The 14,428-nt window shown below is 73.1% G+C and carries 11 protein-coding genes and 1 pseudogene; 5 read left to right on the top strand and 7 right to left on the bottom strand.

The annotated features are described in order from the left end of the window. The 7 genes and pseudogenes from AB0C96_RS05370 to AB0C96_RS05340 form a co-directional block, all read right to left on the bottom strand. On the bottom strand, window positions 1–1,101 hold the full coding sequence (locus AB0C96_RS05370; RefSeq protein WP_362913912.1) for a PDR/VanB family oxidoreductase: 1,101 nt from the start codon (window positions 1,099–1,101) through the stop codon (window positions 1–3). A gap of 1 nt (window position 1,102) precedes the next feature. Then, the gene (locus AB0C96_RS05365; protein ID WP_362913910.1) at window positions 1,103–2,017 is read right to left on the bottom strand and encodes a metal-dependent hydrolase; all 915 of its coding nucleotides are present in this window, start codon (window positions 2,015–2,017) and stop codon (window positions 1,103–1,105) included. Between the two features lie 86 nt (window positions 2,018–2,103). Beyond that, a complete protein-coding gene (locus tag AB0C96_RS05360) occupies window positions 2,104–4,071 on the bottom strand; it encodes a hypothetical protein (RefSeq protein WP_362913908.1) in 1,968 nt (655 codons plus the stop codon). Between the two features lie 65 nt (window positions 4,072–4,136). Next, window positions 4,137–4,364 (bottom strand): DUF397 domain-containing protein, encoded by a 228-nt coding sequence (locus AB0C96_RS05355; protein ID WP_362913906.1) that lies wholly within the window; start codon window positions 4,362–4,364, stop codon window positions 4,137–4,139. 47 nt (window positions 4,365–4,411) lie between these two features. Further along, on the bottom strand, window positions 4,412–7,576 hold the full coding sequence (locus AB0C96_RS05350; RefSeq protein ID WP_362913904.1) for an alpha-N-acetylglucosaminidase TIM-barrel domain-containing protein: 3,165 nt from the start codon (window positions 7,574–7,576) through the stop codon (window positions 4,412–4,414). A gap of 362 nt (window positions 7,577–7,938) precedes the next feature. Then, window positions 7,939–8,782 (bottom strand): annotated as a pseudogene (locus tag AB0C96_RS05345) (IS5 family transposase). 145 nt (window positions 8,783–8,927) lie between these two features. Then, window positions 8,928–9,353, bottom strand: a complete 426-nt coding sequence (locus AB0C96_RS05340; protein ID WP_362913902.1) for a hypothetical protein — start codon at window positions 9,351–9,353, stop codon at window positions 8,928–8,930. Between the two features lie 41 nt (window positions 9,354–9,394). On the opposite strand from AB0C96_RS05340, the gene AB0C96_RS05335 reads away from it, so the two are divergent. The 5 genes from AB0C96_RS05335 (at window position 9,395) to AB0C96_RS05315 (ending at window position 14,424) form a co-directional block, all read left to right on the top strand. Then, window positions 9,395–9,817, top strand: coding sequence for a MarR family winged helix-turn-helix transcriptional regulator (locus AB0C96_RS05335; RefSeq protein WP_362913900.1), 423 nt, complete (start codon window positions 9,395–9,397; stop codon window positions 9,815–9,817). A 432-nt stretch (window positions 9,818–10,249) separates the two neighbouring features. Continuing rightward, window positions 10,250–11,701 (top strand): amidase, encoded by a 1,452-nt coding sequence (locus AB0C96_RS05330; RefSeq protein WP_362913898.1) that lies wholly within the window; start codon window positions 10,250–10,252, stop codon window positions 11,699–11,701. Between the two features lie 413 nt (window positions 11,702–12,114). After that, complete coding sequence (locus AB0C96_RS05325; RefSeq protein WP_362913896.1) at window positions 12,115–12,900, top strand: GNAT family N-acyltransferase; 786 nt, start codon at window positions 12,115–12,117, stop codon at window positions 12,898–12,900. Then, the gene (locus AB0C96_RS05320; RefSeq protein ID WP_362913894.1) at window positions 12,897–13,787 is read left to right on the top strand and encodes a lysophospholipid acyltransferase family protein; all 891 of its coding nucleotides are present in this window, start codon (window positions 12,897–12,899) and stop codon (window positions 13,785–13,787) included. The genes AB0C96_RS05325 and AB0C96_RS05320 overlap by 4 nt, the downstream gene beginning before the upstream one ends. Further along, the gene (locus tag AB0C96_RS05315) at window positions 13,780–14,424 is read left to right on the top strand and encodes a VTT domain-containing protein (RefSeq protein WP_362913892.1); all 645 of its coding nucleotides are present in this window, start codon (window positions 13,780–13,782) and stop codon (window positions 14,422–14,424) included. The genes AB0C96_RS05320 and AB0C96_RS05315 overlap by 8 nt, the downstream gene beginning before the upstream one ends. Window positions 14,425–14,428: the final 4 nt, after the last annotated feature.

The following is a 14,428-nucleotide window of genomic DNA, read 5'->3' as shown; positions in this document are numbered from 1 at the left end:
TCACAGATCCAGCACGAGCCCGCCGTCGCCCCGCGCCCGCGAGACGCAGATCAGCATCGAGTCCGCGCGCTCGGCGTCGGTGAGCAGTTCGTCGCGGTGGTCCACCTCGCCGGCCAGCACCCGCTGTTGGCAGGTGCCGCAGAACCCCTGCTCACAGGAGTACGGCAGATCCGGCAGGGCCTGTTCGCGCAGGGCGCGCAGCACGCTGGTGTCCGCGGCCACCGGGACCGTGCGGCCGGTGCGCCGCAGCTCCACCTCGAACGCCGCGTCCGCACCGGACCGCGCCGGGGTGGCCGGCGCGAACCGCTCGGTGTGCAGGGTCAGGCCCTCGGGCCCGTCCGGCAGCAGCGCGGCGACCGCGTCCATCAGCGGCTCGGGGCCGCAGCAGTAGACGGCCGCGTGCGGCGGCGCGTCGGCGAGGGCGGTGGCCAGATCGGGCCGGCCGTCCTCGTCCTCGGCGACCACCGTCACCCGCGGTGCACCGGCCCCCGCCAGCTTCTCGACCTCCGCCAGGAACGGCATCGAGGCCCGTGACCGGCCGGCGTACAGCAGCCGCCACGGCACCCCCTCCCGTTCGGCCTGCCGCACCATCGGCAGGATCGGGGTGATGCCGATGCCGCCCGCGACGAAGAGGTAGGCGTGGCTGTCGCGGAGCGGGAAGCGGTTGCGCGGTCCGCGGACCGCCACCTCCGTCCCCTCGTGCAGCTGCTCGTGCACCTCGCGCGAGCCGCCCCGGCCGTCCTCGATCAGCCGGGCGGCGATGGTGTACGAACCGGACGTCGCGGGGTCGCCGCACAGCGAGTACTGGCGCACGGCCCCCGACGGCAGCACCAGGTCGACGTGGGCGCCCGGTTCCCATGCCGGCAGCCCCGCGCCCTCCAGACGGAGCCGTACCACCCCGTCGGCCTCCTCCGTCCGATCCACGACCAGCAGGTTCCGGACCGCCTCCGGGCCGCCCGCGCCCCGGCGACCCCGCCCCGAGAGGGGCTCCTCCAGCGCCGGCATCGGCCACAGCGGCGACGCCGCCACCCGTCGGCGCATCGCCCGCCGGACGACCAGCGCCGCCGCGGCAACCACCACGACCGTCCGCATTCGGGGCATCTCAGGCACCTCCGGCGGTACGGGCCTCGGCGGCCGTCGCGGCGGGGGACCCGGCGAGATAGGCGACGGCCTGTGCGGTGTCGCCGTGCCGGGAAGGGTGGTACCGGCGGCTGAGGTACTGGGGGATGGAGCGGGCCATGGCACCCGCGGTGGGCAGCACGCCCTGCCGTCCGGCGCGGAAGAACTCCCGGAAGCTGGCCCTGCCGTCGATCAGCGAGGGGTCGTGCGTCATGAAGAAGCGGGTGCCGCGCTGCCAGAGGAACACCAGCGCGGTGAACGCGGTGGCCCAGGTCCGCACCCGCCGCCGGTAGTCGCCGTCGAGGTGCATGAACAGGTCGAACGCGACGGAGCGGTGCTCGACCTCCTCGGCGCCGTGCCAGCGGAGCAGGTCGAGCATCGTCGGATCGGCGCCCCGGGCGTCCAGCGCCTCGGCGTTGAGCACCCAGTCGCCCAGGAACGCGGTGTAGTGCTCGATGGCGGCGATCATCGCCACCCGCTCCAGCAGCCACCACCGGCGGGCCCGGCCCGGTGGCAGCGTGCGGTCGCCGAGCAGCTTCTCGAACAGCCAGTCCACCTGCGCGGTGTACGGCGTCGGATCCAGCCCCTGCGCCTTGAGGTGCGGCAACACCTCGTCGTGCGCCTGCGAGTGCATCGCCTCCTGACCGATGAACCCGATCACGTCCTCGCGCAGCCGAGGGTCGCGGATTGCGGGCAGGGCCTGCTTGTACACATGCACGAACCAGCGTTCGCCGGCCGGCAGCAGCAGGTGCAGGACGTTGATGGTGTGGGTGCTGGCGGGATCGCCGGGTATCCAGTGCAGCGGGGTGTCGGACCAGTCGAAGGCGACGTTGCGGGCCTTCAGCGGGGTGTGCTCGGACGCGACCGGCTGGGGCCGCAGCGAGGCCGTATTAGACATGGCGTCAATGTACTGGTGGGTAAGGAATGTCGATACCCCTCGGACGTGGAAAGGCGCCCTTTCCGAGTCCGAGGGGGCGGCGCCTCCTAGCGCAGTGCCCCGATCCGCCCGCCGTTCGCCAGGCGTCCCGCCAGCTCCGCCCGGTCGCCCGCCTTCGCCGGCAGCGACACGAAGCGCCCCGGTGTCCGCCCGTGCACCCCGCCGGTCGCGGTGATCGACGTGACCTGGTCGCTGCCCGCGGCGAGCAGCCACCACTGTCCGCTGCCGGCCTTCCACAGCACCCCGGCCAGCGCCCTGGGCGACCGCGGGCCGCAGGCCGTGCCGCCCTCGGCGCGCGCCGCCACCGCCCCGGCCGCGAACGGCTGCCCGCTCGGCGCCGGCGGCTGGATCTGGGCCGTGGCCCGGCTGCCCGCCCCCCGCCAGGTCTCGGCGCGGGTGCACAGCCAGGCCGCGCTGCCCGCTCCGCCGGGGAGCGGCTGCCGGGCGAATTCCCAGGCGTTCACCGTACGGACGCCCCGCCCGCGCATCTCGGTCAGTTGGCAGCCCGTCCGCGCCCACGCCCCGGTGGCCTGCGGACCGCTCACCTCGCCCGGCCTGCGCGGGGAGCCGTACGTCAGCCGGGCCGGGGTCAGCTCGCCCAGGTCGGTCAGCAGATGGCCGCCCATCCGCAGCGCGGGCCAGGCCGCGCACGTCTCGGTGGGCCGCGGCGTCGGCACGGGAGCCGTCAGCCCGCTCGCGTCCAGGTGCACCGGCTGGCCCACCACGTTCGGCTTCAGCAGATCCACCAGCCCCGCCGACTTCACCCACGGGGCCGTCAGATAGCGGACGTTGGCCTGGGTGCGGCCCACCACCAGCGCACTCGCCGAGTCGACCGCCGCCCCGTCCGTCCGGGCGAAGTCCAGCGCCGCGCCGGTGCCGGGGGTCTGGCCCTCGCCGTCCGCCGCCTCGGCGTAGCGCACCACCCGCAGGCCGTCGTGGAGGAGCACCACCACGGCGTGGTCCACCACCCCCGCGAAGAGCAGCTGCGCCGGCCCGGCGGCCGGGCCGGTCGCGGTGCCGGGGGTAGCCGAGACCGGCACCCCGGCGCCGGGCCTGGCCCAGACCGCGAGCGCACGACGCAGCAACGCCTTGTCGTGGACGCGATTGCCGCGGGCCGGCCACACGGAGAAGTCCTGCCGGGCCGCCGACTTCCAGGCCGTCGCCGGGGCCGTCGTCACCTTGCCGGGATCCAGGGCCGCCTCGGCCGCCGCGTTCTGCGCGTACGGCGGGGCCGCCGCGCCGTCCGGGCCCCAGCCCTCGCCCGGCAGCCCCAGCAGCGCCCCGCACACCAGCACCGCCGCGCCCGCCGCCAGTACCGCCCGCCCGTGCTGCCGCCGCCGGATCAGATCCGTCGGCCGGGCCTGGAGTGCGCACGGGTCGAACTCCGGCGACTCCAGCAACAACCGGTCCCGGCTGCCGGCCGGCGTCTGCGCCTGCTCCGCCTCCTCCAGCGCCTCCCGAGGGTGCGCCACCCCGGCGGACTCCAGCAGCCGGCGCGTCTCGGGGGCGCTCAGCCGCTCCAGGTCGCGCAGCACGAACGCCGCTCGGGCCGGCGCGGACAGCGCCGACAGCGCTTGGTCCAGGGCGAGTTCATCGGCTCCGCCGGAGCGGGGGAACATCCGCAGGCCCCACACCTGGGGCAGCGCCGGTGGTAGCGCCCGTCGGCGGCCGGTGGCCAGCGCGGTGCGCAGGACCCGTAGCCGTACGAAGGCGTAGCCGGGGTCGATGGCGGCTTCCGTGCCGGTGCGCTGGGCGGGCAGTCCGAGGCCGCGGGTGGAGGTGCGCTGGCGCGGCAGGGTGCGCTGCACCACGCCGTGGGCGGCCAGCACCCGGCGGCTGCGGCTCTGCCCGGGCGGCAGCACGAGGTAGGCCAGCCGGACCAGCCGGGGGTAGTGCTCGACCAGCGCCGCCTCGGCCTGTTCGACGTCGATGACGTCACTGGTCCCAGTGACGTCGTCGACGCTGCCGGGAGCGGCGTGGTCCGGACGCTGCGGTGTCGCCTGCTGCTGTGTCACGTTCGGTGAAACGAGTGAATCCTGTGCGGGTCACCGACGCGCCCGGAGCCCTGACGGGTGACGCGCTACGTGAGGTCGAACTCGCCGTCCCGCGCGCCGAGGACGAACGCCCGCCACTCCGCCTCGGTGTAGCGCAACACCACATCCGGGTCGGTGGAGTTGCGCATCGCCACCGCCCCGCGCTCCAGGAAGGCGACCTCCACGGCCTCCTCGGCCTCGCCGGGGGCGCGCTGCCAGGTGGCGTCGGAGATGTCGAGGGCGTAGAGCCACTCTTTCTCGGCTGCGGCACTCATCCGTCGTTCCCCTCGCTCGTGATCCGTTCCGGCACTGGCCGGTCGGGTCAGCGTACGCGTCGGCCAGGTGTGCTGCCAGTGAGCGACCAGTGGCGGAACGCAGCCGTACCGCGGTTCCCGGCAGCGGAGTTGGCGGCGGACTGGTGCAGCCCGGTGTCCTGTCGGGCGGCGGCCCCGGGGACGCCGACGGTGCCGATCTCGCGCCAGCTCGCGCCGCCGTCGATGGAGCAGGAGCCGGTGTACGTACCGGAGTTGGCGCCGTCCGGGCCGCGGGACAGCCGCAGCAGGACGGGTGCGGTGATGTCGGCGAGCCGCCGGTAGGTGTCCAAGGTGCCGTCGCCGTCGGCGTCGTAGGACAGGACGATGCCGTTGCCGGGCGTCGCGGAGAGATTGAGGAAGCCCCGGGCGTCCGACGAGCCGGGGGCGGGGGCGGCGAGGCGGTTGCGGACGACGATGCCGGCGCGGGCCCAGGGGCCGGTCGGGTCCTGCCGGGTCACCTCGACGACCACCGTTCCGCCGGCGGCCAGTGCGCCCGGCCGGTAGACCGCGCCGAACTCGGTGGTGGCCCGCCACAGGTCGGCGCCCGCGCCGTTGATCGCGAAGCGGTCGTCCAGCTGACCGAAGACCGCCTCGTTCGTCGTCACCGTCCTCAGGCCCGGGGCCAGTGGCCCGGCCACGAACAGCGTGCCGTGCTGCGCGGCCGTCACCCGCGGCTCGCCCTCGGGGCCGTAGGCGACGCTGAGGTCGTAGGGGAGGGGCCGCAGCGGTTCGTCCGGGGGACCGGCCGGTGCGGTGACCCGCCAGCGGGCCGTGCCGGTGCCGCCGGGCGGGACAGCGGGCAGGGACAGCGGCCCCGAGGCGGTGGCGTCCAGGCCCGTCAGGGCGAAGTCGACGCGGCCCGTCGCGCGCAGCCCGTTGACGTTGCGCAGCGCCGCGGTGACGGTGCCCCGGCCGCCCGGCGGCAGCGCGGACGGGGCGGCGGTGACCGTGACCTTGCCCTGGTAGGGGGCCGTGGCGAGGACGTCGTGGACCCGCTGTGCGGTGCGGTGCGGATCGGCGGTGGGCCGCAGGGGATGGTCGTTGCGCGCGTGGGTCCAGGGCTCCTCCGCGGCGTACCAGTCGAAGGCCCTCGGCGGCCGGTCCGCCGCCAGCGCGTCCGCGAGCTCGTCCAGGTACGCCTGCCACTGCGGGAGGTGGACATCGCCGATCAGGCCGTGCCAGTCGCGGTTGGCGTAGTTGGCGAGGTGTCCGCCGTCCGCGGTGTCCCGGTCCGCCCAGGTGGTGATCAGCGCCCGGGCGCTGTGCTCCAGCCGGGCCGCCTCCTCGTCGTCGGACGCCATGGCCCGGGCGTCCGCCAGCCACGGCCCGAGCAGGAACTGCCGGTGCGCGCCGGTGACCTCCTCGCTCAGCCGCATCAGCCGCAGCCACAGCCCGGACAGCGCCCGGAACGTGGACAGGTCCCGGCGCCGATGGGCGGTGTACAGCTGGGGGAGCAGCTGCCAGGACCGGTTGGCGAGGGACTGCCGTGCGGCGTCGACGAGGTCGTGCCGGTAGGCGTCGCTGCCGCGCAGCGCGGGGCGGACGGCGAGCAGCGCGGCGAAGGCGGTGTCGAAGGCGGCCGGGTCGAAGGCCGGGGTCTGGGTGGCGTACGTGGTGCCGGCGCGCGCGGTCAGGCTGGGGCGGGCGGCGAACAGCGAGTCGTGCGGCCGGCCGTCCTCGCTGGTGATCTCGTACGCACTGGTGCGCAGCGCGGCGAACGCGGCACGGGCCTGCCCGTCGCGTCCGCCGTAGCGCAGATCGGCGTAGCGCGCGAACCACGCCGCGCGGTCCACCGGGCGCTTCCGCCAGGCCAGTTCGCTGAACAGCTCGAAGGCCGCCGGGTCCCGTTCGGCGGCCTCCGGCATGTACGCCGTGCCGACGAGCCGGCTGCCCGGTCTGTCGCGCCAGACCGGGAAGCGCTCGGCCCAGACGTGGGTCTTGGCGCCGATGGTGGTGCGGCCCCCGAAGTTGGGGATGGAGCCGAAGGCGTACGGCACCCCGCCCCAGTCCCGCTCCCGGTCGGTGACCGTGTCCAGGTCGCTGAGGCCGTCCACGATCAGCATCCGGTCGTGGTCGACCGCGTCCAGCAGATCGCGCCGCGGGTTCTGCTGCCAGCCCAGGATCACCCAGGTCGCGCCGGGGCGGGCGGTGCGCAGCGCCTGTTCGACGGCGCGGGCGGCGTCCGGCACCGGAACGTCGCCGGGGTCGCCGCCCTCGTGCAGCAGGTCCATCTTGAAGTGGTCGGCGGGGCCCAGCAGGCGGTGCTGGTGGCGGTAGAAGGCGGCGGCCACCTCGCCGAAGACCGCGGTCCGCGGATCGAGCCAGTCCGGGCGCGGCAGGCCCGACCAGGTGCCCTGTGGCACGGTCCGGGCGCCGGGGTTGCGGGCGGCGAATCCGTCCGGGACGGTGCCGAAGTAGCCGGGCAGCACCGGACGCATGCCCAGTTCCCGCAGCCGGTCGCAGATCCTTCGCCCCAACTTGGCGCGTTTGTCGAGGAGTTGACCGCTGACCGGGCCGCCGTAGCGGCTCATGTTCTGTAGCAGCCACCACGGCTGGTGCGAGGGCGCCGGGAGCCAGGCGCGGGCCTCGGCGTCGGAGTAGCCGAAGTCGGTCAGCAGCCGGTGGTAGACGGCCTCGGTACCCGGGGTGACCAGCACCTCGTTCACGCCGTGCAGCGCCAGGACGTCGATCATCCGCTCCCAGCGCGGCCAGTTCGCGTAGGGGGCGGTGTAGCCGTCGTGGGTGTCGTTGAGGGCGAAGCGGTGCGGCAGGGCGGTGGCCCGCTCGACCGGGGAGGCCGGGGCGGGCAGTCGCTCCGGCAGGTCGAGCTGGTCGCCCGCCCAGGAGACGTGGGCCCGGCAGGTGTACTTGAGATACCAGTGGACGCCGCACAGCAGCACCGCCGGAGTGGTCCCGGCGACCGTGATCCGGCCCGCCGTGCCCTCGACGCGGAACCGGTCGGTGGAGCCGTCCGCGGCCAGCGGGACGAGCCGGAACTGATCGACGTGGTCGGGCAGCACCCGGGCCAGCGCCGCCCGGGCCGGAGCGGTGTCGTACGGAGCGCTCCGCGCCGGCCCGCGCAGGGGAATCCCGGTCGCAGCGGCCCCGCCGAGCGCGGCCCGCGCACCGAGCGCTCCGGCGGTGCCCAGCAGGTTGCGTCGACTCACGTCCACGTGTCCTCCCACGTTGTCGTCTGCGGCGGGCGTTGTGCGTCGTCTGCGGTGCCACTCCTTTGGACTTCGTCCTGCGGAGCGGCGCCTCCCGTGAGTGGGGTGATCTTCTCCTGGTGCGGGTGCGGTCTGTCCACTGACGCGCACGTGACCCTTGGCGGTTACCCCCACCGGTCTTCTTCCACCCACTCACCGCACCCGACAACACCACGCCCGCCGCGTGGGGGTACCTCCCACGCCCTTTAGGGGTGGGAACCGCATACGCCAGGAAGGGGCCGCGGTGAGGTTCCGGTGCTGGTCAGGGCCGGTCCGTGGTGGGACTGACGCGGATCGGACCGCTAAGAGGTCGCGCCGAAAGGTGATTGTCAACGGCGTCGGTCAGGCCGGTTGGCCCAACGGTAGGTCGACCAGGCTTGGCGGATCAGACTGCGGATCGTGATGATGGTGTCGGCAAGGTCGAAGAACGCATCGACGATGGTCATTTGGCGTTCGTAGCAGCGGGCGAGTCGGCCAAAGGCGTTGTGCCAGGCGTTGGTCCGCTCGATATGCCAGCGCTGACCCGCTTGAACGGGGGCCTGGTCGCCCTTGTGTGCGATCTCGCCGGTCAGGCCGCGGCGGTTCAGTTCATCGCGGGTCTTGCCGGAGTCGTAGCCGGCGTCCAGGTGGACTGTGATGTCAGCGGGCAGCGGGCCGAGGTCGTCGATCTTGTCGAGGGTGGGCGCCAGCAGGGGCGAGTCGTTGCGGTTGGCCGGCGCCAGCACTCGACCGAGCGGGATGCCGTAGCCGTCCACCAGCAGCGAGCGTTTCATCCCCTGCTCACCCCGGTCCACCGGGGACCGTCCGGCTAGCTCACCTCCGCCGGGTGCCTTGGTGATGCAGCCGTCTACCGCGATGTGCTCCAGCAACAGCCCCACGACCCGGTCGTAGGCATTCAGGGCGATCTGCTTGAGCTTCGTAAACACGCCGGTTTTGATCCACTCATCGCGGCGGTTGCGGATCGTGGTCGCCGAGCAGGTCGAGTCGGCGATCGCCTCGTACGAGCAGCCGAACCGCAGCAGCTGGATCAGCTTGTCGAACACGACCCGGTCGGCGATCCGCCGCCTATGGCAGCCCAGCGGATGCGAGAGGGCATACGGCGGCCGAGCGGGAATGAAGGGCCTCGAACTGAGCCCATAACGGGTCGACCAGCCAAGCTGGAAGCGCAGGCACTCACGATCCTCGTTCTTGATCACAGGTGTGGACGGTTCGGTGATCTTTTAGTTGCGCCTGCGCAACTCCTCGCGTCGGCCTGCGGCCTGTCTGGCCGTCTGCATGGACGGGCTTCGGGGCGGTGGTTGTGCGTCGGTGGCCGGCTTCACCGGGAGGCTGGTCGGAGCCGTCCCGGCAACGGGGCGCGGACTCCAAGCAGCCTGGCCGCCAGCAGTAGGGCGGCGGCGAACACCAGGGGGCCGATCGTCTGAGGGACCTGATGGTGGGCCGCGCCGATCACCGCGTCGGCTAGCTGGACCACTCCGTTCAATGCCAGTAGCAGGCCGAGCGGTCGCCAGGCGCGTACGACCAGCAGCCAGACCATTCCGCCGAGCAGCACGATGCTGCGGGCGGCCAGGTAGGCGGCGTAGGTCCTGGCCGCGGCCTGGTCGCCCCCGTGCACCAGCCCGCCCGGGTCCACCAGGCCGGATACTGCGAAGTAGCCGGACGCGACCGTGGTGAGGAGTGCGACAAGCCCGCCGAACCGACGGGCATTTAGTGAGGGGGCCATATTGTTCGGTTGCCGAATCATATGGCTAGGCTAACGTTGACCACGTGGCGACGGAAGAGTCTTTGACCAACACAGTGGGTTTCTTGTTGGGCAAGCTGGGCCGGGAGGCGAACGGGCGGTACGCGGAGCGGCTGGCCCCGCTCGGTCTGCGCCCCCGGCACTGTGCCGTCCTGGAGCTTCTGTCCAGCGGGCCACATGCACAGCTCGAACTGGCCAAGGCCGTCGGTGTGACCGCGAGTGTGGTTGTCGACATGCTCGACGAACTTGAGGAACTCGATGCCGTACGACGGGTACGGGATGCCGCCGACCGTCGGCGTCAGCTCATCGAACTGACGCCGACCGGCCGGGAACTACGGCGCCAGACGCTCTCACTGGCACGGCAGAACGATGAGGACCTGCTGAGCGCGATCGGCCCCGCCGAGGCGGCGGCCCTACGCCAGACCCTCAGCCGGATCGCCACCGCGACCGGCCTCATTACGAAGTGACGCCCACTGGAAGGTCAGTGTTGGCGCCATCATCACGATCCGCAACCTGATCCACCTGGCCTGACCACCCATCGCTGGGGCACCCGCCCCGAACGACGCCGCTGACAATCACCTATCTGCGCAACCTCTAAGCGGCGTCGGCAGGCCGTGCGTGAGCATCTGGGCGTGAAGTATGAGGCGGCGGCTCTCCCGGCGCGGGTGCGGCAAGCGTTGCCGGCAGGGACGTCGCGTTGCGGGCAGGGGTGGCGTTCGACCGCGGCCGCGGCATCTTTGGGTCCGAGTCGCGTACCTCCGGTCTCTCAGAACTCTGCCAAAACGAGGGGAAGTTGTGAGAGGTGTTGTGCGAATCGCGACATGATGAGTTGAGACATCTATCCCGTTGTGCGAATCGACATTTTATGACCTCTGCCAGGGGTCAGTACGGTCGGATTCATGGAGTGGAACTTTCAGACGGCAGAAGAACTCGCGGCTGCCTTGCGTGCCGGTGAAGTGACCTCGGCGGAACTGACCGACGAGGCGATTGCCCGTATCGAGCGCGACGACAAGGCGATCAACGCGATCTGTGTGCCGGACTTCGACCGTGCGCGGGCCGCCGCGCGCGGTGCCGACCAGGCGCGCGCCCGCGGCGAGGACCGGCCGCTGCTGGGTATTCCGGTGACGGTCAAAGAGTCCTACAACATCGCCGGGCTGCCCACGACCTGGGGCATGCCGCCGCAGGCGAACTTCATGCCGGCCGAGGACGCGGTCCAGGTGTCGCGGCTCAAGGCCGCGGGCGCGGTGGTGCTCGGTAAGACCAATGTGCCGGTGGGGCTGCAAGATATCCAGAGCTTCAACGAGATCTACGGCACCACCAACAACCCGTGGGATCACGGTCGCACGTCGGGTGGGTCCTCGGGCGGATCAGCGGCGGCCCTGGCGTCCGGGTTCGGCGCGCTGTCCATCGGCTCCGACCTCGCCGGCTCGTTGCGCACCCCCGCGCATTTCTGCGGCATCTACGCGCACAAGCCGACGCTCGGACTGGCGGCAACCCGCGGCATGGTCGCGCCGCCGGCACCGCCATTGCCGGTCGACCTCGACCTCGCCGTCGTCGGTCCGATGGCGCGCACCGCCCGCGACCTCACGCTCCTGCTCGACGTCATGGCCGGACCGGACCCGCTGACGCACGGTGTGGCGTACGACGTGACGCTGCCGCCCGCGCGCCACGAGCGGCTCGGCGACTTCCGAGTCCTGGTGATCGAGGAGCATCCGCTCATTCCGACCGGGTCCGCCGTGCGGGCGGGCGTGAACCGGGTGGCCGACGCGCTTGTCGACGGCGGCGCCCGCGTCGAACGGCACACTCCGCTGCTGCCCGATCTGACCGAAGCCGCCATGCTTTACAGGCAGTTGCTTTTTTCGGGCTCTGTCGCACGTTTTCCCGTCGACTCCTACGAGCAGCTACGGACCCGCGCCGCCGGACTGAGCGCAGACGACCAGAGTCTGGATGCGGCGGTGCTGCGCGGGATGGTGTCGAGCCACCGCGACTGGATCGAGGCGAACAGCCGTCGCGAGCTCCACCGTCACGGCTGGCGGCAGCTCTTCGCCGAGTTCGATGCCGTGGTGTGTCCGATCACGCCGACTCCCGCGTTCCCGCACGACCACAACCCCAATCCGCTGGAACGCCGGATCGGCATCGACGGCGTCGAGTACCCGTACTTCGACCAGCTCGTCTGGGCCGGTCTGGCCACCATGCCCGGCCTGCCCGCCACCGCCATACCAGCGGGCCGGTCCCCCGAGGGTCTGCCGGTGGGAGTGCAGCTCATCGGTCCGATGTTCGAGGACCGCACCCCGCTGCGGCTGGCCGAACTGCTTGAGCAGAAGATCGGCGGCTTCCAGGCACCGAGGTAGGGCGTACTACCGGGTGTCCGTCGAGGACGAGGTGCGGATGACGAGCGAGGGCCGGGGCCTGGTCCTGACGCTCGCGGCCTGGCACGCGGGACCGGCCATGCCGGCTGTCCAGTCGCCTCGACAGCCGGATCGTGTTCGCATCAGACGCGAAGCCTTCGCGTCTGATGCGAACACCGAAGGTCCACCAAAGATGTTGTCTCTCCACTGACCAGCGGGAACAACCGCCACGGCCCCTTTCTCGTGTATTCGGTTCCCAGCCCCTTTGGGCAGTGGGGGAGCGACGGCGAGACACCACCACGGCGGGAGAGCCGAAAACGTGGGGAGACGGTCATCCGCTCGCCCCCTGGGCGTTACGTGCCCGGCCGTCCCCCCGGGGAACAGTCTGCCCCGGAGAGAAGGGCAGGAGGGCTCCCATGAGCATCGCACCGACCGCGTCCGGCACCGTCCCCGAATCGCCGGCGGCGCCAGCCGCCACCGCTCCCACCACCGGATACACCGCGCAGATCGCCGACACCCTGACGCAGATCCGCGCCGCCCAGCGGCTGCGCCACCAGGTCTTCGCCGGAGAGCTGGGCGCCACCCTGCACAGCCCGTTGGCCGGCCACGACATCGACGCCGTCGACGAGCTCGCCGACCACCTCGTCATCACCCACACCGCGACCGGTGACGTGGTCGGCACCTACCGGCTGCTGCCGCCCGGCCGCAGCTCCCGGCTCTACTCCGACGGGGAGTTCGACCTCGGCGCCCTGGAGGCGCTGCGCCCCTCGCTCATCGAGGCCGGCCGGTCCTGCGTCCACCCCGACCACCGCGACGGCGCGGTGATGACCCAGATGTGGGCCGCGCTCGCCCGCTACACCCTGCTCTCCGGCCACCGCTACCTGGCCGGCTGCGCCTCCGTCCCGCTCGCCGACGGCGGCACCGCGGCCGCCCACGCCTGGGCGCTGGGCCGCACCCGCTATGCCGCACCGCCGGAGCTCCAGGTCACCCCGCACCACCCCTGGCACGCCACGGTCCCGGTCCCGGAGCGGCCCAGCGTCGCGCAGCTGCCCCCGCTGCTCCGCGGCTACCTGCGCATCGGCGCCGTCATCTGCGGTGCGCCGGCCCACGACCCCGAGTTCGACGTGGCCGACTTCTTCGTGGTCCTGGACATGGAGCGGCTCGGCGACCGCTACCGGCGCTACTTCCTGGGGGAGCGGTGAACGGCCCCTTCGACATCTGGTCCGACTGCACCCCGGGCTGCGCCGCGCACGCCCTGCCGCAGATGCCGGCGGCCGGTATCGCCCGGCGCTCCGCGGTCTTCGCCCACCGGGTGCGCCGGGCGCTGACCGACGGCGAGCGGATGGCCGATCCGGCGCGGCTGCGCGCCCACGCCGGGGCGCTGCTCGACGCGCTGGACATCCGCCGGGAGGGCCCGGAGCCGGGTACCGGCGCGCTCACCGCCCCGGGCGACGGGCCCGGCACCCTCGTCGTCGTCAACCATGTCTCCTGGCTCGACATCCCGGCCCTGCTCGCCGTCGAACCGGTCACCCTGCTCGCCAAGCGCGAGGTCGGCGGCTGGCCGGTCGTCGGCGGGCTGGCCCGCCGCGCCGGTACGCACTTCATCGACCGCACGAACCCCCGCCAACTGACCAACTCGGTACGGGAGTTGGCCGAGCTGCTGGGGTCCGGGCGGTCGGTGGCGGTCTTCCCGCAGGCCACCACCTGGTGCACCCCGGACCAGGGCACCTTCCGCCGGGCCACCTTCCAGGCCGCCCTCGACGCGGGCGCGCCGATCCGGCCGGTGACCGTCGAGTACGCCCAGCAGGGCCGGCCCAGCACGGTGGCCGCCTTCTGCGGCGAGGACACCTTCCTCGCCTCGCTGCGCCGGGTGCTCGCCGCCCGCGCGCTGACCGTACGCCTCACCGCCCATCCGCTGCTGACGGCCGCGGAGCGCGATCCGCGCCTGGGGCGGCGGGAGTTGGCGGCGCTGGCGGCCCGGGCGGTACTGGGCGGCCGGCCGTCGGCGGGCGCGGCGGTACCGGCCCCGGAGGGGCGGCACGCGCCGGTGCCCGCCGTGGATGCACGGGACGCCCCGGTCCATGTTTGATCAGCTGGACCAGTTCGCCGAGCCGCTGCGGGGCATGGTGGGTTCGCCCTGGTTGTGGCTGGTCGTGCTGGTGGTGTCCGGGCTCGATGCCCTGTTGCCGTTCATGCCGAGCGAGACCACCGTCGTGCTGGTCGCCGTGCTCATCGGCCCCGACCTGCCGTTGCTCGCCCTGTTGGCGGGTGTCGCGGCGGCCGGGGCGCTGGCCGGTGACTGCCTCGGCTATGCGGTGGGACGGTACGCCGGCCCGCGGGCGATCGCCCGGCTGCTGCGCGGGGAGCGGGGCCGGGCCCGGCACGCCAGGGCCCGTGCGCGGGTCGAGCGGCACGCCGCGCTGCTCGTCGTCGCCGGTCGTTTCCTGCCCGGTGGCCGGGTCGTCGCCGCGCTGTCGACCGGCAGCGTCCGCTTCCCGCTGCGCCGCTTCGTCCTGCTGGACGCGGTCGGTGCGGGTCTCTGGGCGCTGTGCAGCGCGGCGCTCGGCGGCCTGGGCGGCGCGGCGCTCACCGACTCCCCGGCCAGGGGCATGCTGCTGGCCTCCGGGATCGGGCTCCTGGTGGCCGGCGGTGTGGGGTGTGCGCAGCGGTGGGGCACCGGCACCCTCCCGCGCCCGAACGGGCGGGAGGGCGCCTGCCCGCGGTAGTCCG

It is taken from the genome of Streptomyces sp. NPDC048506, from assembly GCF_040651315.1.
Classification (GTDB): Bacteria; Actinomycetota; Actinomycetes; order Streptomycetales; family Streptomycetaceae; genus Streptomyces.
This window is presented reverse-complemented; position numbering and strand designations above follow the sequence as displayed.